We start from the raw sequence: 24,702 nt of genomic DNA on the forward strand, positions 1-24,702 counted from the left end.
GAGGAACACATGAGTGGCGAAGGACAGCCCGATCTGCACGTCGACGGAACCGGCCTGAACGTGGTCGTGATCGCGGGCCAGTGGCACGAGGTCATCACCAACGGGCTCATCGCGGGGGCCGAGAAGGCGCTCGACGAGATGGGCGTCACCCACCGCCTCGTGCGCGTGGCCGGAAGCTTCGAACTGCCCGTCGCCTCGAAGGTGGCCCTCGAATCCGGGGCCGACGCGGTCGTGGCGCTGGGTGTCATCATCCGCGGCGGCACCCCGCACTTCGAATACGTGTCGGATGCCGCCACCTCGGGTCTCACGCAGGTGACCATCGCGACCGGCAAGCCGGTCGGATTCGGTGTGCTGACGCTCGACGACGAGAAGCAGGGGCTCGACCGTGCCGGCCTCGCCGACTCGAAAGAGGACAAGGGACGCGAAGCGGCCCAGGCGGCCGTGGCGACGGCCGTGCTGCTGCGCGAGCTGCGCGGCTAGTCGTCTGCTCGGCGGACCTGAGATCCGCGCCGATTAGCGCGACACGCCGCGCTGGCGTATGGTTTTCAGGTCCGCCACAAGCGGATCTCCCCCTTTTCCGAGGCGGCCCGCGCGAGACCGGCGCATCCGCCCAACGGTGTTTCGTGGTTTCGCCGCCGCTCGGCGCGCGAACCTTCACAGCTACGCAGGTAAGCACAGGTCAATGTCCACAACAGTTTCGTCATCCGCATCCGCCGCCCCGGCCCCCGTCAATCCGCGTTCGCGCGTCGTCATCGCGAGCCTCGTCGGCACGTCGATCGAGTTCTACGACTTCTACGTCTACGCCACGGCGGCCGTGCTCGTCTTCCCGGCACTCTTCTTCCCGAACCAGGACCCGGCCACCGCCCTGCTCTCGTCGTTCGCCGCCTTCGGTGCCGCCTTCGTCGCGCGCCCCATCGGCTCCATCCTCTTCGGCCACTTCGGTGACCGCATCGGCCGCAAGGGCACGCTCGTCGCCTCCCTGCTGACCATGGGCATCGCCACCGTCCTGATCGGATGCCTGCCCACCGCCCAGGTCCCCGGCTGGGAGTTCTGGGCCCCGGCCCTCCTCGTCATCATGCGTTTCGCGCAGGGCCTCGGCCTCGGCGGCGAATGGAGCGGCGCGGCCCTCCTCGCCACCGAGAACGCGCCCAAGAACAAGCGCGCCATCTACGGAACGTTCCCGCAGCTGGGCGCCCCCATCGGCTTCATCATCGCCAACCTGATCTTCCTGTGGTTGAGCGTGGGTCTCTCCCCCGAGGCGTTCGCCGCCTGGGGCTGGCGCATCCCGTTCCTGATCTCGGCCGTTCTCGTCATCGTGGGCCTCTACGTGCGCCTCAAGCTCGTCGAGACGCCCGCGTTCCAGAAGGTCGTCGAGAAGGGTGAGGTCGCCAAGCTGCCGCTCGCCCGCGTGTTCAAGACGAGCTGGCGTCAGCTCATCCTCGGAACCTTCATCATGTTGGCCACCTACGTGCTGTTCTACCTGATGACCACGTTCACCCTCACGTTCGGCACGACTGCATCCACGCTCGAGGCCGCTCAGGCGGGCGCCGAGGCGAAGGGCAAGCCCATGTCGGCCGAGGCGATCGACACGTTCGTGCCCGGGCTCGGCTACGCCCGCAACGACTTCCTCATCATGCTCATCGTCGGCGTCGTGTTCTTCGGAATCTTCACGCTCGTCGCCGGGCCGCTGGCCGAGAAGTTCGGTCGTCGCAAGATGCTCATGACCGTGACCCTCGGCATCCTCGTCTTCGGTCTGCTCTGGGTGCCCCTGTTCGGTGCCGGCTTCGTGGGCGTTATGGCGCTTCTCGTCATCGGCTTCACGCTCATGGGCCTCACCTTCGGCCCAATGGGTGCGCAGCTGCCCGAGCTGTTCCCCGGCAACGTGCGTTACACGGGCTCGGCCATCAGCTACAACGTGTCGTCGATCCTCGGTGCGGCCGTCGCCCCGTTCATCGCCGTCTTCCTGTGGCAGCTCGCCGACGGCAGCGTATTCCTCGTGGGCACCTACCTGAGCGCCGCCGCCGTGCTCACGCTCATCGCGCTCTTCCTGAGCAAGGAGACCAAGGACGTCGACTACGAGAACGACGTCGCCTAGTCAGCACACCTCCTGACCGCCTCGCGCGGCCGAACGGGGGCGGATGTCGGAGCTTCGGCCCGGCATCCGCCCCCGTTTTTCGTCGTCCGCCTGTTCTGCACAGGCTCGTTCGCGGCGTGTTCTCCCCAGGCGTCACGACACCAACCGCGTGAGAACGAAAGGGACGTAGATTAGAGGGGTCGATCACGAACCACGACAGATGAAAGAACAGATGTCATCCTCTGAGACCCCGCGCACGTCCTCCGCCCGCCGCAGCCCCTTCGGGCGCCGTGGCAACACCCCCGAGGGGCCGCGCGCCACCTTCGGCCAGCTGCTGCCCTATCTCTTCGAGCACAAGAAGGTGCTCTACTTCGTGATCGGCCTGTCGATCCTCGGCGCGGCCGCCTCCCTGGCGCAGCCGCTGCTCGTGTCGCAGGTGATCTCGGTCGTGGGCGAGGGCGACGGGCTGGGTGGTCTCGTCTGGGCGCTCATCGCGCTCGTCGTCGTGTCGTCGATCATCTCCGGCTACCAGCACTACCTGCTGCAGCGCACGGGTGAGGGCGTGGTGCTGTCGAGCCGTCGCCGGCTGGTGGCACGCATGCTGCACCTGCCCATCTCCGAGTTCGACACGCGCCGCACCGGCGACCTCGTCTCGCGTGTCGGCAGCGACACCACGCTCCTGCGCGCCGTGCTCACGCAGGGGCTCGTCGAGGCCATCGGCGGTTCGCTCACCTTCGTCGGCGCGCTCATCGCCATGCTCATCATCGACCCCGTCCTCCTCGGCCTCACCGTGCTGGTGATTGCCGTGTCGGTCGTCGTCGTCACCGTGCTCTCGGGCCGCATCCGCCAGGCCAGCGCCCGCGCGCAGGCCAAGGTCGGCGACCTCGCCGCGGCCGTCGAACGCGCCATCAGCTCGGTGCGCACGGTGCGCGCCTCCAACGCCACCGAGCGCGAGATCGCCAGCGTCGAGAAAGACGCCAAGGGTGCCTTCGACATGGGCATCGACGTGGCCAAGATCTCGGCCCTCGTCGTGCCCGTCGCCGGCGTCGCCATGCAGGTGTCATTCCTCGTGGTGCTGGGCGTCGGCGGTTTCCGCGTCGCCTCTGGTGCCATCACGGTCGCCAACCTCGTGGCCTTCATCCTGTTCCTCTTCATGATGATCATGCCGCTCGGGCAGGCCTTCGGAGCCATCAGCGCCACCAACCAGGCCCTCGGCGCGCTCGGCCGCATCCAAGAGATCATCGACCTCCCCCTCGAGAACGCCAACGACGAAGCGATCGCCCGCACCGTCGCCGACCCCGGCTCGTGGAACCACGACGCGCCCGCCATCGAGTTCGTCGACGTCACGTTCCGCTACTCCCCCGCGGCCATCCCGCCGGGTGCGGACGAGTCTGCGTCGGCCCCCGCCGGTGAGCCCACCTCGGCGGTCGTCGCCGACGCGATCGGCGGCGTCGACACGATCGCGCGCGACGAGAAGCGTGCGGCCGAACTCGCCGCCGTCGAGGCCCAGATCGCCGGCGCCGAAGACCCGGATGCCTCAGCGACCCCCTCCGCGGTCACCAAACGTGTCGCGGGCGACCCCATCCTGCGGGGCATCAGCTTCGAGGTTCCGCGCGGCAAGCGCACGGCCCTCGTCGGGCCCTCCGGAGCCGGCAAGTCGACCATCCTGGGCCTCATCGAGCGCTTCTACGATCCCGAGTCCGGCAGTGTGCGCATGGGGGGCGTCGACATCCGCACCCTCGAGCGCACGGCGCTGCGCGGACAACTCGGCTATGTCGAACAAGATGCGCCCGTTCTCGCGGGAACGCTGCGCGACAACCTGCTGCTCGCCTCGCCCAACGCCACCGACGAGGCGTGCGTGCACGTGCTGCGCTCGGTGAACCTCGGCGACGTGCTCGACCGCGACCCCGCCGGCCTCAGCGCCCTCGTCGGCGAAGACGGCATCATGCTGTCGGGTGGCGAACGTCAGCGCCTCGCCATCGCCCGCGCACTGCTGTCCGCTCCCCCGATCCTGCTGCTCGACGAGTCGACGTCGTCCCTCGACGGCGCCAACGAGCAGAAGATGCGCGAAGCCATCGACGCCGTGGCCGAAGATCGCACCATGATCGTCATCGCGCACCGCCTCTCCACCGTTGTCGACAGCGACCAGATCGTCGTCATCGACCAGGGCAAGGTCGTCGGCGTGGGAACGCATTCCGAGCTCGTGCAGACCACGCCGCTCTATCGCGACCTCGCGAAGCACCAGCTGCTCGTGTAGCGGCGCGGCGCGGCGCGGCTCGGCTCGGCTCGGCTGTGCCACGAACGCTGCCGCCAGCACCCCGCGAGAACCAAAACGAAGCCGGACTGCACATGCCCCCAGCGGGCTGCAGTCCGGCTTCGTCGTCTGTGGGGCGCTAGTCCGCCTGGCGGAGGCGGTAGCGCAGGGCGGCCAGTTCGGCGCGCAGGGCAGCGGGCACCCGAGACCCGAAGGTGTCGAAGAACTCCTCGGTCAGCTGCGCCTCGGCCAGCCAGGACTCGCGGTCGACCGCGAAGAGTTCGGTGAGAGCATCCGGCGCCACGTCGAGACCGTCCACGTTCAGGTCGCCGGGCACCGGCACGCGACCGAGCGGTGACTCGGCGGCGGGCACGGCGCGCTCGATGCGACGCACCATCCACTCGAGCACCCGCATGTTCTCGCCGAAGCCGGGCCAGAGGAACGAACCATCCTCACCCTTGCGGAACCAGTTGACCTGGAAGATCTTCGGGGTGCCCGACGGCGACAGCGTGCGGCCGACCCGCAACCAGTGCGCCCAGTAGTCGGCCATGTTGTAACCGCAGAACGGCAGCATGGCGAACGGATCCCGGCGCAACTCGCCCACCGTGCCCTCGGCCGCCGCGGTCTTCTCGGACGAGATCGTGGCGCCGAAGAAAACGCCGTTCGCCCAGTCGCTCGCCTCCGTGACGAGAGGCACGTTGGTGGCGCGCCGCCCGCCGAACACGATCGCGTCGAGGGCGACGGGCTCATCCCATCCCTCGGCGAGCGTGGGGCACTGCGACGCCGACACCGTGAACCGAGAATTCGGATGCGCGGCCGGCCGGCCTGCGTCGGGCGTCCAGTCCTCACCCGTCCAGTCGACGAGGTGGGCGGGCGGCGTTTCGGTGAGGCCCTCCCACCACACGTCGCCGTCGTCTCGCAGGGCCACGTTCGTGAAGATCGTGTTGCCCCAGAGCGTGTCGACGGCCGTGCGGTTGGTGGCCTCGCCCGTCCCCGGCGCGACGCCGAAGAAGCCCGCCTCGGGGTTGATCGCCCACAGGCGGCCGTCGGCGCCCGGCTTCATCCACGTGATGTCGTCGCCGAGCGTTTCGACCCGCCATCCGGGGCGCGACGAGCGCAGCATCGCCAGGTTCGTCTTGCCGCACGCCGAGGGGAACGCCGCGGCCACGTGGTAGCGGTTGCCCTCGGGCGACGTGATGCGGATGAGGAGCATGTGCTCGGCCAACCATCCCTCGTCGCGGCCGATGACCGACGCGATGCGCAGCGCCACACACTTCTTAGCCAGCAGCGCGTTGCCGCCGTAGCCCGAGCCGTAGGAGATGACCTCGCGGCTGTCGGGGAAATGGGCGATGTACTTGTCGTCGTTGCAGGGCCAGGCGACATCGGCTTGACCGTCTTCGAGCGGCGCGCCGAGCGAATGCAACGTGCGCACCCAGGGCGTTCCCGCGGCGATCTGGTCGAGCACGCGGTCACCCGTGCGCGTCATGATGCCCATCGAGAGCACGGCGTACGGCGAATCGGTCAGCTGCACGCCGATCAGCGAGAGCGGGCCGCCGACGGGGCCGAGCGAGAAGGGGACGACGTAGAGGGTGCGGCCTCGCATGCTACCGGCCAAGACACCGTCGAGCTCGGCGCGCAGGGCGGATGGCTCTCGCCAATTGTTGGTGGGCCCCGCATCCGCCTCGTCGGCCGAGCAGATGAACGTGCGGGCCTCGACGCGGGCCACATCGGACGCCGCCGAGCGCGCCAGGTAGCTGTTGGGGCGCCACTCCGGGTTGAGCTGCAGGAGCGAACCGTCGGCGACGGCCTGGCGCGTGAGCTCGTAATTCTCGGCCGTCGAACCCGTGCACCAGTGGATGCTGTCGGGCGTCGTCAGCGCGGCGACCTCGGCGACCCAGGCGCGCAGGCCGGCCAGACCTCGGCCCTCGTAGGGGTTGTTCCCGGCCTGAGTGATGCGCTCAGCCCGTGTGGCGCGAGCGACCGTGGTTCGGGTGGCGGTGTCCCCGACACGGCCCGCGGATGACCCGGTGCGAACACGCCCGGCGTACCCGAGGCCGGCGTTCGCGCGCTCGGTCGTGGCACGTTCTTTTCGGTCGGGGGCGATCGTCATGGTCGCGTCTCCTTCTCGGCGTCTGGCCGGTCGTCGGTGATCCGTGACTCCAGCCTGATGCAGCAATCGCCACAGTTTCGCGATAAAGAGCTGTTAAGAATCGCTGATCTTTCGCTATCGTGAAGAAATGAGCAGCGACGCCACCGATCCGGTCACCCTGGGCCACCGCATCCGCCATCACCGCCTCGAGCGCGGCCTCACCCTCGACGACCTGGGAACGCGAGTAGGCCTCGCGGGCAGCCAGCTCTCGCTCATCGAGAACGGCAAGCGCGAACCGAGGCTGTCTCAACTCGGCGAACTCGCGCAGGCCCTCGGGGTCAGCCTTGCGACGCTGCTCGACAGCGCACCCCCGAGCCCGCGCGCCGCCCTCGAAATCGAACTCGACCGCGCACAACGCAGCCCCCTCTACAGCGGCCTGGCGCTCCCCCGCGTCAAACCGACCAAGGGCATGGCGGATGACGCGCTCACGGCGCTCGTGGGCCTGCACCGCGAGCTGCAGCGCCGGGCCTCAGACGCCATCGCCACCCCCGAGGAGGCCCGGCGCGCCAACACCGAACTCCGCGCCGGGATGCGTGCCCGCAACAACTACCTCCCCGACATCGACGCCCTCGCCGAGAAGCAGATCAAGGCGGCCGGTCACACCATCGGCGCGGTCACCCACCGCACGGTCAGCATCATGGCCGAGCGACTCGGTTTCCAGCTGCTCTACGTGAACGATCTGCCGCATTCCACGCGCAGCGTGACCGACCTGGCGAACGGTCGCATCTATCTGCCGCCCGCCTCCATCCCCGGCGGACACGGCCTGCGCGCCATGGCTTTGCAGGCCATGGCGCACCGGTTGCTCGGCCACGAACGCCCCAGCAGCTATGCCGAGTTCCTGCAGCAGCGCCTCGAGATCAATTACTTCTCGGCCGCCTGCCTCATGCCGCGCACGGCGGCGGTCGAGTTCCTGGCCAAGGCGAAGAAAGATCGCAACCTTGCCGTCGAGGACTTTCGTGACGCCTTCGGTGTGACGCACGAGGCGGCGGCGTTGCGCATGACGAACCTCGCGACATCCACGCTCGATATGCCGCTGCATTTTCTGCGGGTCGACGGGGATGGCGCGATCGCGAAGGCCTACGAGAATGACGGGCTGCCCCTTCCCACCGATGTGACGGGCGCTGTTGAGGGCCAGATCCTGTGCCGGCGGTGGAGCGCGCGAGCGGCTTTCGACCGCACGAACCGCACCACCGAGCTCTACCAGTACACAGACACGCCCGCCGGCACGTTCTGGTGTGCCACCCAGACGGGCACGACGAGCGACGGCGAGTTCAGCATCTCGGTGGGCGTTCCGTTCGCGCAGGCGAAGTGGTTCCGTGGGCGGGAGACCGTGACGCGTGCGGTCTCGACGTGCCCCGACCCGGCGTGCTGCAAGACCCCGCGGCCCGAGCAGGCCGATCGCTGGGCCGACCAGGCGTGGCCGAGCGCGCGACTGCACGCGCACGTGCTGTCGCCGTTGCCGAGCGGAACGTTCCCGGGTGTCGACGACGCCGAGGTGTACGCGTTCCTGGAGCGGCACGAGGGCGAGTAGCGTGCTGCCGGGCCAGCAGCCTGACGAGCGGGCAGGCTAGCGGGACGGCGCGGCTCTGGCGCCGGCGCGGCTCAGCCGATATCGGGGCCCCGCCGTCAGCGAGCCAGCGGTGTCAGCGACTCTGCGGCGCCAGCGAGCCAGCGGTGTCAGCGGGGCTCGGTCGTGAGCGACGGTTCGACGAGCTCGAGCGTGGGACGACCGACGATCTCCGCCCCCGCGGCCTTCATCTCCTCGAGCGCGGCGACGGTGCTCTCGGGCGCAACACCCGCGACGAGGTCCTCGAAGACGCGCACACGCCGGCCGTGCGCGAGCGCGTCGAGCACCGTCGCGCGCACGCAGTGGTCCGTGGCGATGCCCACCACGTCGATGTCGGTGATCCCCCGCTCCTCCACGAGCGCGGGCACGGCGCTGCCATCCTCGGCGACACCCTCGTAAGCCGAATAGGCAGGCTCGCCCTGCCCCTTGTGCACGTGCACGTCGACCTCGTCGGTGACGAAAGCCGGATGGTAGTCCGCCCCGGGTGTGCCGGCGACGCAATGCTCGGGCCAGGTGTCGACGAAGTTCGGGTCGGCCTCGACCGCGAAGTGCCCGCCGTTGTCGTTGTCGGCGTCGTGCCAGTCGCGCGACGCCACGATCAGCGCATAGTCGCCGGCATGGTCGGTGAGGTACTCGGTGATCGCGCCCGCCACCTGGATGCCGCCGTCGACCCCCAGAGCGCCACCCTCGGTGAAATCGTTCTGTACGTCGACGATGAAGAGTGCCCGCGACATCCGCTCACTACCCTGCTCTAGTTGTTCGAGAGATTGTTTCCACAATTGTAGAAGCCGGTCGCGAGGGTGTCGATGGCCTGACGGGCCGTTGCCGACACCTTGCCGAGGGCGAAGATCGCGAACACGAGGGTGCTGCCGTCCTTGGCCTTGACGATGCCCGAGAGCGTGTAACCCGTCTTGATCGAACCGGTCTTGGCGAAGATGTGCCCGCGCGCGACGGTGTTGCCGCCGTTGAAGCGGTCGCTGAAAGACAGCGTGCCCGATCGACCCGCGACCGGCAGGCCGTCGTAGATGTTGCCCAGGTTGCCCTCGCGCTTGTTGACCTTGAGCATGAGCTGCGTGAGGTACTTGGGAGGCACGGCGTTGTTGTCACTCAGGCCGGAACCGTCGACCGTGACGATGCCCGACGTGTCGATTCCATAGGCCTGCAGCGCCTGCGGTGTGGCCTGGCGGATGGCATCGAACGTGTTGCCGACGCCCATCTTGATGGCCGTCAGCCGCCCGAGCATCTCGGCAACCGAGTTGTCCGAGGGAACGAGCGTCTGCTTCACGAGCACCGAGACGGGCTGCGACTGCACCTGTGCCAGTTCGGCGGCGCCGGCCGGGGCCGTGCCGACGACCGTGGGCGCGCCGCCGAAGTACGAGGCGAAGGCTGTGCCTGCGCGGGCGACCGGGTCGGTGCTGCGCGGCGAATCCTGCAGAACGGGGTTGTCGCGGTCGCCGTCGACCTGCAACGCCGTGATGATGGACATCCAACCGTTCCAGCGCTCCGAGGTCTCCCAGCTGGGCTGCCAGCCGTCGCCGCCGAAGTAGCTCGCGTCGAGCACGATCTTCGTGATGGGCACGCCGGGGTTGGCTGCCTCATAGGCGGCTTTGGCGCGCGCGGCGAGGTCGTCGAGATGCGCGGCACCCTTGTAGATCGACTCCTGGCCCGTCGGAAGTCGCGTGAGCGTCACGTCTCCGCCGCCGACCAGCACGATCGTGCCCGGTTCGGAACCCTGAACGACGCGCGTCGTCGCGCGGTAGTCGGGCCCGAGGGCGGCGAGGGCGGCCGAGGTGGTCAGCACCTTCAAGACGCTGGCGGTGCGGTTGGGCGTGCCGGCGTCGCGGTCGAACAGCACCTCACCGGTGTCGGCGTTCAGGGCCTGCGCCTGCATGTTGCCGAAGCGGGGGTCGGTGGTGAGGCCCTGCACCGAGCAGGTGCGCAGTTTCGAGGCCGGCACGGCGTTGGCGGGCACGGGCCGCGGCGGCGGCGTGGTGGCGGTCGGCGTGGGCGCAGGGCTCGCGGATGTCGAGGGCGCGACATCCTGCACCTCTGCGGTTTGAGCGCTCGGCGTGACGACGGGCGAGGTAGCTGCGCCGACGGCCACGGCCCCCGATCCGATGAGTGCGAAGCCGGCGGTGGCGGCCGTGATCAGCCAGGCGGTGCGGTGGCGGGCGAAGAAGGCTCCGACGCCGCTCGGGTTCGACGACGGTCCTGAAGTCTGCTCGGTGGTGTCGTCAGAGGTTTCGCGCACCCGAAGATCCTAAACCGGGGCTCACGTTTTCGCCCCATCGAATGTGGAACCGGTGCGCGTATCGGCACACCGGGCCCACGGTCAGACGGCCGTGTTGCGCTCCCCCGGGTAGACGAGCCCGATCTGGCGACGGACTTCGTCGAGCACGCCCATGATGGCGATGGTCTCGCTGGTCGGCAGGATGTCGCCCGAGAGGTGTCCTTCGGCCACGAGCCGTTCGAGCTCGAGCGCCTGGTAGTGCATGCCGCGGCCGACGACCGTCGATGTGTACGTCTCCTGCAGCTCACCGTCGGCGTCGTAGCGGCGGAACGTGGTCGGCGAATACCACACGGCGTCGAGGTCGATGCGGCCGCGCGTGCCGAGCACCGCGGCCACGTTGGTGCCTTTGGCCGTGCTGGTGCTGAAGCTTGTTGCGGTGCGCCCACCCTCATAGCCGAACACCGTGGCGACGGTGGAGTCGGCGCCCGTCTCGGCGAAGGCCGCCGACGCCTGGATGGTGTCGGGGATGCCGAGCACGTCGACCGTGAAGGACACCGGGTAGATGCCGAGGTCGAGGAGGGCGCCGCCGCCCAGCTCGAGGTTGTTGATGCGGTGTTCGGGGTTCTGCGGCAGCGACTGCGTGTGGTCGGCGACGACTCCCACGAGCTCGCCGAGGAGGCCTTCGGCGAGGATCTCGCGCAGGCGCACCATGTGCGGCAGGAAGCGGGTCCACATCGCCTCGAGCACGACGAGGCCCAGCTCGTCGGCGCGCGCGACGACGCGCTCCGCTTCGGCCTGGTTCAGGGTGAAGGGTTTTTCGACGAGGACGTGCTTGCCGGCGTTCAGCGCGAGGAGGGCGTTGTCGGCGTGGAACGGATGCGGCGTGGCGATGTAGATGACGTCGACGTCGGGGTCGGCCACGAGGTCTTCGTAGCTTCCGTGCGCATTGGCGATGTCGAATTCGTCAGCGAATTCTTGCGCCTTGATGAGTTGACGCGAGCCGACGGCCTGCACGATGAGGCCGTTCTGGATGAGGTCTGCGGTGAACGCGTGTGCGATGCCGCCTGGTCCGAGGATGCCCCAGCGGAGCGTGCCGTCTTTAGTCACGGCGCCAGCTTAGTGCGTGGGCCTTGGTGCGTGGGCCTTGGTACGTGGGCCTTGGTACGTGGGCACGGGTCGCACGAGGGGATGAAGAAGTGGAGCCGCCCAGGGGAATCGAACCCCTGACCTATTCATTACGAGTGAATCGCTCTGCCGACTGAGCTAGGGCGGCGTGTTTGCCGTTCGCTTTCGCGTGTACGGCAACACAAGGAATGATCTTAGCGGTTTCTGGGCCCGAGTGTGAATCGGGCCCAGCCCCGCCGCGGTCATCCGCGTGTCATTTATTTGTTGATCAGGTGCATTTCGGATCGGAGGTCAGCGCGGTGCCGTTGACGAGGTAGTCATCCACGGCGTCGTCCACGCATTCGGAGCCCTTGTTGTAACCCGTGTGCCCCTCGCCCTCGTAGGTGAGAAGGAATCCGCTCTCGAGCTGGTCGGCGAGCGAGACGGCCCATTCGTAGGGCGTTGCCGGGTCGTTGGTGGTGCCGACGACCATGATGGGCGGGGCGCCGGGGGCGTTGATGGCGGCGCGTTCGGCACCGTCGGTGTAGGGCCAGTTGGCGCATCCGATGTCGCCGTAGGTCATGTAGCTGCCGATGACCGGGGCGGCTTTCTCGATCTCGGCGGCCTGCTCGGCCATGACGGCCGGGTCGGCGTCGTAGGTGTAGTCGAGGCAGTTGTAGGCCGTGAAAGATTCGGTGGAGTTGTCGGCGTAGGTGCCGTCGGGGTTGCGCCCGTTGTAGCCGTCGGCGAGCGTGAAGGCGACGCTGGCCGAACCCTTCATGACGTCGTCGAACATCTGCGTGAGGTAGCTCCAGCTGGACTGCGAGTACAGCGGGTAGATGATGGCGGTGACCAGCGTGCCCGAGCCGAGCATGCGCCCGTCTGAGTTGCGGATGGGCGTCTTGTCGACCGATTCGAGCAGCGCCCGGATCTGGGTCATGGCCTGGTCGACCGACCCGGTGAAGGGGCAGTCGGAGCCGCCGAGGCAGCTCTCGAGGTAGGCCTTGAGGGCGTTCTCGAAGCCGATCGACTGGGTCTTGGTGACCTCGAAGTTGCTGACGGAGGGGTCGATGGCGCCGTCGAGGACGAGGCGGCCGACCTTGTCGGGGAAGAGTTCTGCGTAGGTGGCGCCGAGGAAGGTGCCGTAGGAGTAGCCGAGGTAGTAGAGCTTGCTGTCGCCGACGAGTGCGCGCAGCAGGTCCATGTCGTGGGCCGATTGCACGGTGTTCACGTAGTGCAGGAAGTCACCCGTTTTGTCGGCACAGGCCTTGCCGAAGTCGGCGGCGCTCTGGGCGCTCTCCTGCTGCCAGGCTTCTGTTCCGCGCGCGTTGGCCGGGATGTCGTAGAGGTACGCGTCGAGCCCCTCCGGGTCGAAGCAGGTGACGGGCGTCGACCGGCCGACGCCGCGCGGGTCGAAGCCGACGACGTCGAAGGATTCTTGCAGCTTCTGGTCGGTGGCGAAGTCGAGGCTGTCGGCGACGAAGTCGTAACCGGAGCCGCCGGGTCCGCCGGGGTTGACGAGCAGCGATCCGACGCGGTCGGAACCGGTCGCTCGGGAGCGCACGGCGGCGATCTCGACCGAGCCGGCCGCGGGGTCATCCCAGTTCTCGGGCGTGTCGAAGGTGGTGCATTCGAGCTCGCCGCCTTCGCAACTCTTCCAGGTGAGGGTTTGTTCGTAGAAGGGCTTCAGATCGGCGGCCACGTCTTCGGCAACGGGCGTGGACGTGCTGCTGCCTCCCCCGTTGCGATCCCCCGGCAGGAAGGCCGTGACGCAGCCACTCAGAGCGAGGGCGGCGACCGTGACGGTGGCGACGACGCTGGCGGCGCGGCGGCGAACTGAGCGGCGCGGGCGTCGGCCCGTGACGGATGCGTCAGCGGAAGCGAGCTCCCACGGCGTGGAGCCCTGCGGGTTGCGGCTGGGGCCCGGCGCGTTGTGGCTGTCGGCGTTGCGCATGTCTTCGTTGCCCATGTCGTCGTTATTCATGTCAGCGTTGTGCCGCGACGAGCATGGCTTCGAGAGCCAGGGCTGGTGCGACGTTCCCCTCTATGCGGTGTCGGGCGGTTGCGATGGCGTCGAGCGTGGCCATGGTGCTGGCCTGGCTCGATGATTGTGCTGATTGTCTCAGGTGCGGCAGCAGCTCGCGATTGATGATGGTGTCGTCGATGCCGAATTGCAGCAGCGCGATGTCGCGGTAGACCGATTGCAGGTCGACGAGGATGCGGTCGATGCCGTCGCGCAGACTGCGGGTGGCGCGGCGTTTCTGTTCTTCTTCGAGGCCGCGGATCTGTGCGCGCAGGGCGGGCGGAACGGGTTTGCCGGGTTCGATGCCGAGCGAACGCAGCGCGTGTTCACGTTCTTCGGCGTCGCGTTGCTCGGTGTAGGCGCTCGCGTCGGAGCCCGCGAGCTCGAGCAGCGTGGCGGCCCCCACGACGGCGTCCGAGACGGTGCGCACCGTCAAAGCCACGCGCAGCGTTTCTTCGCGCCGCTGGCGTGCGGTCTCGTCGGTGGCGAGCCGGTGTGCCATGCCGATGTGGTTTTGGGCGTGCCGGGCGGCGCGCTCGGCCGTCTCGGCGTCGACTCCGTCTCGGCGCTGCAGGAGCGCGGCGACCTCGGTGACGTCGGGCACGCGCAGTCGCACGCTGCGGACCCGCGACCGGATGGTGGGGATGAGGTCGGCTTCGCTCGGCGCACACAGGATCCACACGGTGCGCTCGGGCGGCTCTTCGAGGGCCTTGAGGAGCACGTTGGAGGTGCGCTCGGCCATGCGGTCGGCGTCTTCGACGACGAGCACGCGGTAGCGGCCGACCGATGGCGCGTAGGACGCGCCCGTGACGAGGTGCCGCACTTCGTCGATCGAGATGATGACCTTGCTCGTCGACAGCGACGTCAGATCGGGATGTGTGCGCGCGTCGACCTGCTGGTCGGTCTGCTCGTCGCCGCCCGGCACACGGCTGAGCAGGGCTTTGGCGAAGGCATAGGCCAGGTTGGAGCGCCCCGAGCCCGGGGGGCCCGTGATGAGCCAGGCGTGCGTCATGGCCTGTGGGTTCTGGCTGGCGTCGGTCAGCAGCTCGACGGCGTCCGTCTGCCCGATGATGTCGTCCCAAGCTCCCACGGTTCCACCTTACCGGCGGCCTCCGACAACCGGCGGGCGTAGCCTCACCGGCCCCGGCCCCGGCCCCAGGAGCTGGATGCGCGCGCTCCCCAGGCAAACCCGGGCAGATGCGTGCGGCGGTGCAGCCCTACGGGAGGAGCGGGCCGATGCCTGCGGCGGCGCAGCCATAAGGGAGGAGCGGGCGGATGCGTGTGGCGGTGCAGGCCTACGGGAGGAGCGGGCGGATGCGTGCGGCGATCGTCTCGGCGACGAGCTCGACGGGTTCGGCCGCGTCGATCACGGCGACCCGCTCGGGTTCGTTGTCGGCGATCGCGAGAAAGGCGCCGCGGACCCGTCGGTGGAAGTCTTGTTTCTCGGCCTCGAGGCGGTCGAAGCGGCGTTCGGTGGCACCCATTCTCGCTCGCGCGGTTTCTTCGTCGAGGTCGAGGAGCAGCGTGACGTCCGGGGTCAGGCCGTCGGTCGCCCACTCGGACAGCGCGCGGATCTCTTCGCCTCCGAGCGTGCGCCCCGCGCCCTGATAGGCCACCGACGAGTCGATGTACCGGTCCTGGAGGACGATGTCGCCCCGCTGCAGGGCGGGACGGACGAGCGTGGCCACGTGCTGCGCGCGGTCGGCGGCGTAGAGAAGCGCTTCGGCGCGCGGCGGGATGTCTCCCCGATGGTGCAGCACGATCTCGCGCAGCAGCAGCCCGACCTCGGTGCCACCGGGCTCGCGCGTGCGAACGACGGTGTAGCCCTCGTCGGTCAGCCACTGTTCGAGGAGGGCGGCCTGGGTCGATTTACCCGAGCCGTCCCCTCCTTCGATCGTCACGAAGAGGCCGGGATGCGGTCGCTCGCTCATTTCGCGTCGGCGGCCGGCTTCGTGGCGGCGGGCTTCTTGGCCGGCGCCTTGGCCGCGGTCGACTTGGCAGCGGTCGTCTTCGCTGCGGTCGTCTTGGCAGCAGCCGGCTTGGCGGCGGCCGGCTTCTTGGCGGGTGCCTTCTTCGCGGGCGCCTTCTTGGCCGGGGCCTTCTTCGCCCGCGGCTTCGCCGGACCCTTTGCGCGCTTGTCGGCGAGCAACTGAACGGCGCGGTCGAACGTGATCTCTTCGACCGATTCGGCCTTGGGGATGGTTGCGTTGGTGACGCCGTCGGTGACGTAGGGCCCGAATCGGCCATCCTTCACCTTGATGGGCTTGCCGCTCTCGGGGTCGGCTTCGAACTCTTTCAGCGCGCTCGAGGCGCGCTTCGCGCCGTACTTGGGCTGCGCATAGAGTTCGACGGCTCCAGGAACGTCGATCGTGAAGATCTCGTCTTCGCTCGTGAGCGAACGCGTGTCGGCACCCTTCTTCAGGTAGGGACCGTAGCGACCGTTCTGGGCCGTGATCTCTTCGCCGCTCTCGGGGTCGTTGCCGACCACGCGCGGGAGGCTGAGCAACTGCATGGCCGTATCGAAGTCGATCGTCTCGGGCGACATGGACTTGAACAGCGACGCGGTGCGCGGCTTCTCGGCGGCCTTCTTGGCGGGTGCCTTCTTCTTGGCGGGTTTCTTGGCGCCGTCGAGCACTTCGCCGGTGGCCTGATCGACGGTGGCAGCATCCGCTTCGGCAGTTTCGCCTTCTGCGGGCTCGGGGTCGACCTCGGTGACGTAGGGGCCGAAGCGACCGTCCTTCGCGACGACCTGCTTGCCGTTCTCGGGGTTGACGCCCAAAACTCGGTCACCGATGACGGGCGCGTCGATCAATTCGCGCGCCTTGGCCGGGGTGAGCTCGTCGGGTGCGAGTTCTTCGGGGATGTTGACTCGGCGCGGCGTGCCCTCAGCGTTGTCGGGGTCTGGCACCTCGAGGTAAGGGCCGTATTTGCCGATGCGCAGGGTGATGTCGTCGTCGATGCGCAGAGAGTTGATGTCGCGCGCGTCGATCTCGCCGAGGTTGTCGATGACCTGGCGCAGGCCGGTGTGGTCGTCTCCGCCGTAGTAGAAGTTCTGCAACCAGGCCGTGCGATCTTGGCTGCCATTGGCGATGCGGTCGAGGTCTTCTTCCATCGCGGCGGTGAAGTCGTACTGCACGAGGTCGCCGAAGTGCTGCTCGAGCAGACGCACGACGCTGAACGCGATCCAGCTGGGGATGAGCGCCTGCCCACGCTGCGTCACATATCCGCGATCCATGATCGTCGCGATGGTCTGCGCATAGGTGGAAGGCCGGCCGATGCCGAGCTCTTCGAGCTGTTTGACGAGGCTTGCTTCGGTGTAGCGGGGCGGCGGGCTGGTCTCGTGACCCTTCGCCTCGACGTCGCGCAAGGCGACCTGCTGGCCTTCGGTCAGCGGCGGGAGCTTCGCTTCTTTGGCGCTGGCGTCGGCGTTGCGGTCTTCGTCCTGGCCCTCTTCGTAGGCGTTGAGGAACCCGCGGAACGTGATCACGGTGCCGGATGCGGTGAACTCGGCCACCTTGTCGGCGGTCGCTTCGATGGTGACCGTGGCGGTCTGACCCTTCGCGTCCGCCATCTGGCTGGCGACGGTGCGCTTCCAGATGAGGTCGTAGAGCTTGAAGTCGTTGCCGTGCAGGGTCGACGCAAGCGACGACGGTGTGCGGAAGGTGTCGCCGGAGGGCCGGATGGCCTCGTGCGCCTCTTGGGCGTTCTTGGACTTGCCTGCGTACTGACGCGGCTTGTCGGGGATGGTCTCGGCGCCGTAGAGGCTGGTCGCTTGCGCACGAGCCGCGTTGATGGCCTGGCTCGACAGCGATGCCGAGTCGGTTCGCATATAAGTGATGTAACCGTTTTCGTAGAGCGACTGTGCGACGCTCATCGTCTGACGGGCCGAGAACCGCAGCTTGCGCGCGGCCTCCTGCTGCAGCGTCGACGTGGTGAAAGGGGCTGCCGGTCGGCGCGAGTACGGCTTCGATTCGACTTTGCTCACGCGAACCGGCGTGGCGGGAGCGGAGAGAGCGGCGGCCAGGCTGGTGGCGGTGGCCTCATCGAGAGGAACGGCCTTGCTCTTCAGCGCACCGGTGTCGTCGTAGTCACGGCCGGTGGCGACGCGTTCGCCGTTGAGTCGCACGAGACGCGCCTCGAACGGCGTGGCGTCATCGGCGGCGACGTGGGCCGTGAGGTCCCAGTAGCTCGCCGCGGTGAAGGCGAGACGCTCGCGCTCACGATCGACGACGAGACGGGTGGCGGCGGACTGCACGCGCCCGGCGGATAGCGCAGGGCCGACCTTGCGCCAGAGCACGGGCGAGATCTCGTATCCGTAGATCCGGTCGAGGATGCGGCGTGTCTCCTGCGCATCGACCAAGGCGACGTCGAGTTCACGCGTGTTGTCGGTGGCCGCGAGGATGGCGTCTTTGGTGATCTCGTGGAAGACCATGCGGCGCACGGGAACCTTGGGCTTCAGGACCTGCAGCAGGTGCCACGCGATGGCTTCGCCTTCGCGGTCTTCATCGGTGGCGAGCAGGAGCTCGTCGGCGTCTTTCAGGGCTCGTTTGAGTTCGGCGACAGTTTTCTTCTTGCTGTCGGACACGACGTAGTACGGCTCGAAGCCGTTGTCGACATCGACGGCGAACTTGCCGAGGCCGCCCTTTTTGAGGTCGGCGGGCAGGTTTTTCGGCTCGGCCAGGTCACGAATGTGCCCCACCGAACTCAGGACCTCGTATCCGTCGCCCAGATAGCCGGCAATCGACTTCATCTTGGTGGGCGACTCTACGATGACCAGCTTCTTTGTGCCTGTCACCAGACTCCTCTCGTCAGCCACACCATACACACACCCACTGGGCCTCCACCTAATCGGCTGCCGCGTGATTCCGCCGCGAACGGCCTTGACCCCTTGTGCCCGTTTCGGTTGTGAGGACAATAAGAGGTATGAGTGACACGACGAAGACGACGTACACCGCCAAGCTCACCGATGGCCCCCTCGAGGGTCGCACGGTTGCCACCGGCTTCCTCGACGATGGTCGGCCGAAGCCCACGGTCGAGATCCCGGCCCCGGGCGGCAAGACCTATGTCTATGCACGATCTGCCGGCCAGGAGTTCGAGTCCGAGGGGTCGGCTCTGCCGAGTGCTGTCGCCTATCGGTTCCTCACCACGAACTTCTCGTAGGCGGCGTGTGACCGCGGCCTGGCAGTTCATGCCGCCGCCCCGGTGGCCCGTGCACGCGCCGTGAACGCGATCCCGAGAAAGACATCACTCACTTCGACGCACATCGCGTCGGCACAGGGCTGACACAGGGAGACGCGGGTGCCGAACGCCGCCGCCACACGCGCCGCGTCGTCACAAGAGGCGCCGGCCGAAAATCCGTTGAGTGAGTCGGCCGCCGCAAGCGCCGACGCGTCGGCAGCGTGAATCAAGTTCTGCCGAGACAGCACCGCCGCGCTCGACGCGGTGAGTGCGATAGCGGTCGAAGCTCCGCATGCGATCACTGCAACGGACAGCAGGGTGCCCGAACCGCGTATGCCGAGATTGCGCATGTCGCCGAGACGCCGCGCCGCCGTCGGGAATCGGGAGGGCGGACGCGGCCGTTCGCGGGCGACCCGCCGCCCTGTCGCCACGTTGCGCAGTAGCGAGTTCATCGCCCACCCCCGAGAGCGCAGGCGCGGGCGACCAATCGGATGCCCGTTGCGCGACCGCCGGGCAGCGCCCAGGCTTTCGCGACCTCGGCGCAGACGAGTTCACCCTCGGTAGAGGTGGAGAGCTCGGAACCGGGCGCCAACCTCGCGGCGAGGACACCGGCGACGGCTACAGACTCGCCGCGACCGAGCGCGCGCGCGGCATCTGCGGCCGCGTCGGCGAGCCGCACCTGATGCGCCGCGGCGCCCAACGCTCCGACCGTCATGGCCAGCACGATCAACACCGCGGGCATCGTGACCGCGAACTCCGCTGCTGCCGAGCCTCGTTCGCACTCGGTTGCTCGCACGGGCCCGGGCGCGGCACGTTCGTCGCCCACGATCAACCGACGTTCAGCGCGCGGCGGACGAGGTCGAGCAGGATGCCCTTCACCTCGTCGCTGCGCATGATGACGACCAGCAGACCGGCGAATGCAACGGCGGCCATGGTCGTGATCACGTATTCGGCGGTGGCTGCTCCGGTGTCATCGGCGAGCGACCGGCCGCTTCCGGGGACGGACGAGGGCCGGGGCGACAGCCCACGGGTGGGTGCGCTGTTGGGCGTGAGTGGCGGAAAGAGATTCATGAGGCTCCGAACGGTGTTGTGGGCGGGTGGCGAGAACGCGGCTAGAGCGAACTGACGGCGCTCGAGAGGATGCCGGCGACGATGGGCACGACGCCGAGGAGGATGAAGGCGGGGAGGATGCACAGCCCGAGCGGGAGAAGCAGTTGAGTGCCGAGCTTTTCGGCGTTGCGGGCGGCGACGGTGCGGGCCGTTCGGCGGTAGGCCTGCGCCTCGGAGGCGAGGAGAAGGGATGCCGGGATTCCGGCGCGCTTCGAGAGCACGAGGACCGCTTCACGGTCACGACGCTCGGCCTCGTCGGTGGCCGACTCGAGCTCGCAATCCGAGACGGCGGTCGTCACCGCTGCCACGGCGGCGAGCGCGGACCGCCCGGAGGCGAGCGCAACGATCGTCAGATCGAGCAGGAGACCGGGCGCACGACCGCGTGGCGCCACGGCGAGAACCAGGCGATTGCTCCATCGGTGCGCGATGAGCACGAGAAGGACGGCGGTGATGCCGCAGACGGCCCCGACGATCGAGGTGAACAGGAACTGGAGCGTATCGAAACCGAGGAGGGCTCCGAAGACGAGGCCGACGAGGGGAAGCGCGAGCACGAGACGAGATGACGCCGTCGGCCCGGCCAGCGCGATCTGAACCGCACGTTCGGTGGATCCGATATCGAGGAGGGATTCACTGATCGACGAGAGGCAGGGCGCGAGCGGCGCCCCGGTGACCTCGGAAACCTGCCAGGCGGCGGCGACCGCCCGCCAGAGCGGGGCCGCCGGGCCCGTCTTCGGCGCGGCCCCGAGGAGCGCGGGCACGACGCTTCCCCCTGGGCGGAGTTCGCGCACCGCACGGACGACCGGCGCGACGCTGTCTGAGGACACGGCTGCGGAGTCGTCGTCGAGGTAGCGCCAGGCCGAACCGGGCGAGACTCCTGCCTCGAGAACGACGGCGAGCCGTTGCACGACCGTCGCGATGTTCTCGGCATGCGGGCGTTCGTCGACGGCTGCCGCATGCATGATTCGTCGAACGGCGGGGATGCGACGAGCCGACAGGCGGTGGACGGTCACGAGGAGACCTCCGGAGCGATGGTGAGGCGGCCGTGTTCGTCGCGTGTGAAGCGCCCGAGTGCCGCGACGCGTCGTATGCCGCGGACGCGCTGCAGGTGAATGACGAGACCGATGGCGCTGACCGCTTGCCGAGCGACCGCCTCAGAGGACAGCCCAGCCAACGCACCGAGCGATTCGAGGCGCGCGGGCACATCGGTGAGCGAGTTGGCGTGCACCGTGCAGGCACCGCCCTCGTGGCCGGTGTTCAGCGCACCGAGCATGTCTCGGATCTCGCTGCCGCGACATTCACCCAGCACGAGCCTGTCGGGTCGCATGCGTAGCGACTCGCGGAGGAGCCGGGCGATGTCGACACCTCCGCTGCCTTCGGCGTTGGGTTGGCGCGCTTCGAGGGAGACGACATGGGGGTGATCGACCACGAGTTCGGAGACATCCTCGACGCAGATGATGCGCTCGAAAGAGTCGGCGTGGGACAGGAGGGCGGCGAGCAAGGTGGTCTTCCCTGTTCCGGCACCGCCCGAGATCAGCACGTTGGTGCGAGAGGACACGGCCTCGCGCAACCGCTGCGACAGGGCATCGCCGCGCGGAGCGAACATGCCGCGTGCCTGGAGATGCTCGAGCAGGAGGGGCCGCTGCGCCGGGACCCGGATGCTGAGTGCCGCACCCCCGACGGAGAGAGGCGGCAGCACGGCGTGCACACGGATGCCCCCGGGCAGGCGCACATCGACGAACGGGCTCACCTCGTCGACGTGCCTGCCACCCTCGGCGATGAGACGAACGGCCAGGCGGTGGACGACCTCGTGGCCCCCGCTCCATTCGTCGATGCGCTCGAAGCCCCGGCCGCGATCGACCCAGGCGCCGCTCGACCCCGTGATCACGATATCTGTCACGTCGTCGAGGAGAAGGTAGGGGCCGAGGTCGCCGAAGCGCGACGCCGTATCGATACGGAGCGGGGCAACGGGCACGGCCGGAACGACGCTCGACATCGAAGCGCCTCCCCCGCCGCTGCCTCCCTCGCCGCTGCCGCCCTCGCCGCTACAGCCCTCGCCGCTACAGCACAGAGCACGATCGCGATATCGCTCGATGAGGAGCGGCCGCGGGACCGACTGTGACTTCTCGGCCAGCAGAGACCGTGCAATCGCCGTCGACCGCTCGGCGAGAAGGGAGCGCGCGATCTTTTGGGACCGCTCGGTGAGGGGAGACCGCTCGGTGAGGAGGGACCGCTCGCTGAGGAGGGACCGGTCGGGGGGAAGCGCCCGCCCGTCCGGCCGCGACCGCTCGGCGATGGGCGACGGGTCGGCGACAATGGACCGCACGGTCACGGGGGTGTGCGGCGCCGAGAGCCCGGGCGCCGGGCGCGACCGGGAGCCGAAGGCGGCCCGGGCACGATCGCTGACGCGCTTTTGCTCGAGGAGAAGGTTCATGCCTGTGACGGTATGCGCGCTTGCTACCGCAGGAGGCGGAGAGGGCCCAGCTGTGGACAAATCCAGCAAATGCCGCTTGTGGAGAACGAATTGCCGACCCGAACGGGGAACACCCGAATTGGGGCAACTGAAATCGGCGGAGAAGGCACGCGCAAGCCGCCAGACGCGGACGACCCGAGGAGATGGCCCGATGTGCGGTGCCCCGGCAGCGCGAACGAGTGCTTAAAAGAAGGGGGCGGCACCCATTGGGGGGAATGGGTGCCGCCAGATGCGACGCGGGATTGGGGGGAATCCGGGCGCCGCATGCACGAATACGAAGATTCGGCCGTGTTCAAGTGTACGCGGAAACACCAGATGCGCAAACCCGCGTGTCCCCCTAAATGCCGACAAGCGTCTGGGAGCTTCCTGAGAACAAACTGGTCGGTTTTTTACTAGCGCGCGGAGACCCTCGTCGGACGTCGGCAAGCCGTTCGTCGAATCGGAGTACAGTCGTCTGCAGCCAGGACACCGCCGTCCGAACAGCAACGCAAAGGAGCGCCGAGCCGCAATGAGCAACAGGATCGACAACCTCTTACACGAAGACCGCCGGTTCGCGCCGAGCGACGATTTCGCCGCCAATGCGGTCGCGAACGCCGAACTCTATGCCGAGGCATCCGATGATCGTCTCGGGTTCTGGGCGCGGCAGGCGCGCGAGCTCGTGACGTGGGAGAAGCCGTTCACGCAGACGCTCGACTGGACCAACCCGCCCTTCGCGAAGTGGTTCGACGACGGCACGCTCAACGTGGCCTACAACTGCCTCGACCGCCACGTCGAACAGGGCAACGGCGACCGCGTGGCCCTGCACTTCGAGGGCGAGCCGGGCGACAGCCGCAGCCTGACCTATGCCGAGCTGACAGCCGAGGTGAAGCGCGCGGCCAACGTGCTGACCGGCCTCGGCATCCGAGCGGGCGACCGCGTCGCCATCTACCTGCCCATGATCCCCGAGGCCGTCATCGCCATGCTCGCGGTCGCGCGACTCGGCGCCGTGCACTCCGTCGTGTTCGGCGGTTTCAGCGCCGACAGCCTGCGCTCGCGCATCGACGACGCCTCGGCAAAGCTCGTCATCACGGCCGACGGCGGCTGGCGCAAGGGCAAGGTCTCGCCGCTCAAACCCGCGGTCGACGCGGCGCTCGAGGCGCGCGGCGACCTCGGACCGCAGGACACCGTCACGAACGTGCTCGTCGTCAAGCGCGGCGAGAACACCGTGGACTGGAACCCCGAGCGCGACCGGTGGTGGCACGACGAGATCGCCGCGGCATCCCCCGATCACACGGCCGAGGCCTTTCCCGCCGAGAACCCGCTGTTCATCCTCTACACCTCGGGGACCACCGGAAAGCCGAAGGGAATTCTGCACACCTCGGGCGGATATCTGACCCAGGCGGCCTTCACCCACAAGAACGTCTTCGACCTGCACGCCGACAGCGACGTGTACTGGTGCACGGCCGACATCGGCTGGATCACGGGCCACACCTACGTCACCTACGGCCCGCTCGCCAACGGCGCCACGCAGGTCATCTATGAGGGCACGCCCGACAGCCCGCATCCCGGTCGTTGGTGGGAGATCATCGAAAAGTACAAGGTCTCGATCTTCTACACGGCACCGACAGCCATCCGCTCGTTCATGAAGCTCGGCCGCAAGATTCCGAAGCAGTTCGACCTGTCGTCGCTGCGCCTGCTCGGCTCGGTGGGCGAACCCATCAACCCCGAGGCCTGGATGTGGTACCGCAAGGTCATCGGCGGCAAGACGGCCCCCATCGTGGACACGTGGTGGCAGACCGAGACCGGGGCCATCATGATCTCGGCACTGCCGGGTATCACCGAAACGAAGCCGGGAAGCGCGCAGGTGCCCCTGCCCGGAATCGCGATCGACGTGGTCGACGACGAGGGCAACCCCGTCGGCGAGGGCAACGGCGGCCTGCTGGTCGTGACCGAACCGTGGCCCAGCATGCTGCGCGGCATCTGGGGCGACCCCGAGCGGTTCAAGGAGACGTATTGGGAGAAGTTCGGCGACAAGTACTTCGCGGGTGACGGCGCGCGCCTCGACGAAGACGGCGACGTGTGGCTGCTCGGCCGCGTCGACGATGTCATGAACGTGTCGGGTCACCGGTTGTCGACGGCCGAGATCGAATCGGCCCTCGTGTCGCATCCGTTCACGGCCGAGGCCGCCGTTGTCGGGGCATCCGACGAGACCACCGGCCAGGCTGTCGTGGCGTTCGTGATCATCAAGGAGAGCCAGCTCGAAGAGTCGAAGGCCGTCGAAGACATCCAGGCCGTTCTGCGCACGCATGTCGGCGAGCAGATCGGGCCCATCGCCCGGCCCCGCCAGATCTTCGTCGTGAACGAGTTGCCGAAGACGCGTTCGGGCAAGATCATGCGGCGACTGCTGCGCGATGTCGCCGAAGGCCGCGAGATCGGCGACACCACCACGCTGGCCGACACGACCGTTATGCAGATCATCACCGAAAAGGTGGGCTGACCGACTCCGGCCGGGCGCCGTGCGAACGCGCTCGGCCGGAGTAGCGAGTATCGACGGCCGACCGGAC

The 24,702-nt window shown here is 68.2% G+C and carries 19 protein-coding genes and 1 tRNA gene; 6 read left to right on the top strand and 14 right to left on the bottom strand.

Features of this window, described 5'->3' with window-relative positions; genetic code table 11:
- Positions 1-9 precede the first annotated feature (9 nt).
- From ribH to ACZ6IE_RS10445, 3 genes are all read left to right on the top strand, one after another.
- Complete coding sequence (gene ribH, locus ACZ6IE_RS10435) at positions 10-480, top strand: 6,7-dimethyl-8-ribityllumazine synthase (RefSeq protein ID WP_464607884.1); 471 nt, start codon at positions 10-12, stop codon at positions 478-480.
- A gap of 202 nt (positions 481-682) precedes the next feature.
- Positions 683-2,095, top strand: coding sequence for an MFS transporter (locus tag ACZ6IE_RS10440; RefSeq protein ID WP_464607885.1), 1,413 nt, complete (start codon positions 683-685; stop codon positions 2,093-2,095).
- A 211-nt stretch (positions 2,096-2,306) separates the two neighbouring features.
- On the top strand, positions 2,307-4,331 hold the full coding sequence (locus tag ACZ6IE_RS10445) for an ABC transporter ATP-binding protein (RefSeq protein WP_464607886.1): 2,025 nt from the start codon (positions 2,307-2,309) through the stop codon (positions 4,329-4,331).
- Between the two features lie 136 nt (positions 4,332-4,467).
- Here ACZ6IE_RS10445 and ACZ6IE_RS10450 read toward each other — a convergent pair whose 3' ends face one another.
- Complete coding sequence (locus tag ACZ6IE_RS10450) at positions 4,468-6,438, bottom strand: phosphoenolpyruvate carboxykinase (GTP) (RefSeq protein WP_464607887.1); 1,971 nt, start codon at positions 6,436-6,438, stop codon at positions 4,468-4,470.
- A 127-nt stretch (positions 6,439-6,565) separates the two neighbouring features.
- On the opposite strand from ACZ6IE_RS10450, the gene ACZ6IE_RS10455 reads away from it, so the two are divergent.
- Positions 6,566-8,008 (top strand): helix-turn-helix domain-containing protein, encoded by a 1,443-nt coding sequence (locus ACZ6IE_RS10455; protein ID WP_464607888.1) that lies wholly within the window; start codon positions 6,566-6,568, stop codon positions 8,006-8,008.
- Between the two features lie 146 nt (positions 8,009-8,154).
- Here the strand turns inward: ACZ6IE_RS10455 and ACZ6IE_RS10460 are convergent, their stop codons facing one another.
- The 8 genes from ACZ6IE_RS10460 to topA form a co-directional block, all read right to left on the bottom strand.
- On the bottom strand, positions 8,155-8,778 hold the full coding sequence (locus ACZ6IE_RS10460; RefSeq protein ID WP_464607889.1) for an isochorismatase family protein: 624 nt from the start codon (positions 8,776-8,778) through the stop codon (positions 8,155-8,157).
- 17 nt (positions 8,779-8,795) lie between these two features.
- The gene (dacB, locus tag ACZ6IE_RS10465; RefSeq protein WP_464607890.1) at positions 8,796-10,295 is read right to left on the bottom strand and encodes a D-alanyl-D-alanine carboxypeptidase/D-alanyl-D-alanine endopeptidase; all 1,500 of its coding nucleotides are present in this window, start codon (positions 10,293-10,295) and stop codon (positions 8,796-8,798) included.
- An 81-nt stretch (positions 10,296-10,376) separates the two neighbouring features.
- Positions 10,377-11,381, bottom strand: a complete 1,005-nt coding sequence (locus tag ACZ6IE_RS10470) for a Gfo/Idh/MocA family protein (protein WP_464607891.1) — start codon at positions 11,379-11,381, stop codon at positions 10,377-10,379.
- A 90-nt stretch (positions 11,382-11,471) separates the two neighbouring features.
- Positions 11,472-11,547: transfer RNA gene (locus ACZ6IE_RS10475), tRNA-Thr, on the bottom strand.
- A gap of 120 nt (positions 11,548-11,667) precedes the next feature.
- On the bottom strand, positions 11,668-13,362 hold the full coding sequence (locus ACZ6IE_RS10480; RefSeq protein WP_464607892.1) for an alpha/beta hydrolase: 1,695 nt from the start codon (positions 13,360-13,362) through the stop codon (positions 11,668-11,670).
- 1 nt (position 13,363) lies between these two features.
- On the bottom strand, positions 13,364-14,491 hold the full coding sequence (locus ACZ6IE_RS10485) for a DNA polymerase III subunit delta' (RefSeq protein WP_077055235.1): 1,128 nt from the start codon (positions 14,489-14,491) through the stop codon (positions 13,364-13,366).
- A 205-nt stretch (positions 14,492-14,696) separates the two neighbouring features.
- Entirely contained in the window at positions 14,697-15,332 is a 636-nt protein-coding gene (gene tmk, locus ACZ6IE_RS10490; protein ID WP_464607893.1) for a dTMP kinase, read from the bottom strand.
- Entirely contained in the window at positions 15,329-18,196 is a 2,868-nt protein-coding gene (topA, locus tag ACZ6IE_RS10495; RefSeq protein WP_464607894.1) for a type I DNA topoisomerase, read from the bottom strand. The genes tmk and topA overlap by 4 nt, the downstream gene beginning before the upstream one ends.
- Before the next feature lie 128 nt (positions 18,197-18,324).
- On the opposite strand from topA, the gene ACZ6IE_RS10500 reads away from it, so the two are divergent.
- The gene (locus ACZ6IE_RS10500; RefSeq protein ID WP_464607895.1) at positions 18,325-18,561 is read left to right on the top strand and encodes a hypothetical protein; all 237 of its coding nucleotides are present in this window, start codon (positions 18,325-18,327) and stop codon (positions 18,559-18,561) included.
- A gap of 26 nt (positions 18,562-18,587) precedes the next feature.
- Here the strand turns inward: ACZ6IE_RS10500 and ACZ6IE_RS10505 are convergent, their stop codons facing one another.
- From ACZ6IE_RS10505 to ACZ6IE_RS10525, 5 genes are read right to left on the bottom strand one after another with little or no spacing between them, the layout of a single operon-like run.
- Positions 18,588-19,031 carry a hypothetical protein gene (locus ACZ6IE_RS10505; RefSeq protein ID WP_464607896.1) on the bottom strand — a complete coding sequence of 148 codons (444 nt, stop codon included), beginning with the start codon at positions 19,029-19,031 and terminating at the stop codon, positions 18,588-18,590.
- Positions 19,028-19,405 (bottom strand): TadE family type IV pilus minor pilin, encoded by a 378-nt coding sequence (locus ACZ6IE_RS10510; RefSeq protein WP_464607897.1) that lies wholly within the window; start codon positions 19,403-19,405, stop codon positions 19,028-19,030. Before ACZ6IE_RS10510 ends, ACZ6IE_RS10505 begins: the two co-directional genes overlap by 4 nt.
- A 2-nt stretch (positions 19,406-19,407) precedes the next feature.
- Positions 19,408-19,650 (bottom strand): DUF4244 domain-containing protein, encoded by a 243-nt coding sequence (locus tag ACZ6IE_RS10515; RefSeq protein ID WP_464607898.1) that lies wholly within the window; start codon positions 19,648-19,650, stop codon positions 19,408-19,410.
- A 41-nt stretch (positions 19,651-19,691) separates the two neighbouring features.
- Positions 19,692-20,699 carry a type II secretion system F family protein gene (locus tag ACZ6IE_RS10520; protein ID WP_464607899.1) on the bottom strand — a complete coding sequence of 336 codons (1,008 nt, stop codon included), beginning with the start codon at positions 20,697-20,699 and terminating at the stop codon, positions 19,692-19,694.
- Complete coding sequence (locus ACZ6IE_RS10525) at positions 20,696-22,120, bottom strand: TadA family conjugal transfer-associated ATPase (RefSeq protein WP_464607900.1); 1,425 nt, start codon at positions 22,118-22,120, stop codon at positions 20,696-20,698. The genes ACZ6IE_RS10520 and ACZ6IE_RS10525 overlap by 4 nt, the downstream gene beginning before the upstream one ends.
- 547 nt (positions 22,121-22,667) lie before the next feature.
- Between ACZ6IE_RS10525 and acs the strand changes: the two genes are divergently transcribed.
- Positions 22,668-24,635 (top strand): acetate--CoA ligase, encoded by a 1,968-nt coding sequence (gene acs, locus ACZ6IE_RS10530; RefSeq protein ID WP_464607901.1) that lies wholly within the window; start codon positions 22,668-22,670, stop codon positions 24,633-24,635.
- Positions 24,636-24,702 lie beyond the last annotated feature (67 nt).

The organism is Okibacterium sp. AC114 (assembly GCF_979253355.1).

What these genes read in the sequence shown, in the direction of transcription:
- acs (WP_464607901.1), top strand. Translation starts at nt 22,668, where the DNA reads ATGAGCAACAGGATCGACAACCTCTTACACGAAGACCGCCGGTTCGCG.
- ACZ6IE_RS10460 (WP_464607889.1), bottom strand. Translation starts at nt 8,778, where the DNA reads ATGTCGCGGGCACTCTTCATCGTCGACGTACAGAACGATTTCACCGAG.
- ACZ6IE_RS10480 (WP_464607892.1), bottom strand. Translation starts at nt 13,362, where the DNA reads ATGAATAACGACGACATGGGCAACGAAGACATGCGCAACGCCGACAGC.
- ACZ6IE_RS10440 (WP_464607885.1), top strand. Translation starts at nt 683, where the DNA reads ATGTCCACAACAGTTTCGTCATCCGCATCCGCCGCCCCGGCCCCCGTC.
- tmk (WP_464607893.1), bottom strand. Translation starts at nt 15,332, where the DNA reads ATGAGCGAGCGACCGCATCCCGGCCTCTTCGTGACGATCGAAGGAGGG.
- ACZ6IE_RS10525 (WP_464607900.1), bottom strand. Translation starts at nt 22,120, where the DNA reads ATGAACCTTCTCCTCGAGCAAAAGCGCGTCAGCGATCGTGCCCGGGCC.
- ACZ6IE_RS10505 (WP_464607896.1), bottom strand. Translation starts at nt 19,031, where the DNA reads ATGAACTCGCTACTGCGCAACGTGGCGACAGGGCGGCGGGTCGCCCGC.
- ACZ6IE_RS10450 (WP_464607887.1), bottom strand. Translation starts at nt 6,438, where the DNA reads ATGACGATCGCCCCCGACCGAAAAGAACGTGCCACGACCGAGCGCGCG.
- ACZ6IE_RS10455 (WP_464607888.1), top strand. Translation starts at nt 6,566, where the DNA reads ATGAGCAGCGACGCCACCGATCCGGTCACCCTGGGCCACCGCATCCGC.
- ACZ6IE_RS10500 (WP_464607895.1), top strand. Translation starts at nt 18,325, where the DNA reads ATGAGTGACACGACGAAGACGACGTACACCGCCAAGCTCACCGATGGC.
- ACZ6IE_RS10515 (WP_464607898.1), bottom strand. Translation starts at nt 19,650, where the DNA reads ATGAATCTCTTTCCGCCACTCACGCCCAACAGCGCACCCACCCGTGGG.
- ribH (WP_464607884.1), top strand. Translation starts at nt 10, where the DNA reads ATGAGTGGCGAAGGACAGCCCGATCTGCACGTCGACGGAACCGGCCTG.
- ACZ6IE_RS10445 (WP_464607886.1), top strand. Translation starts at nt 2,307, where the DNA reads ATGTCATCCTCTGAGACCCCGCGCACGTCCTCCGCCCGCCGCAGCCCC.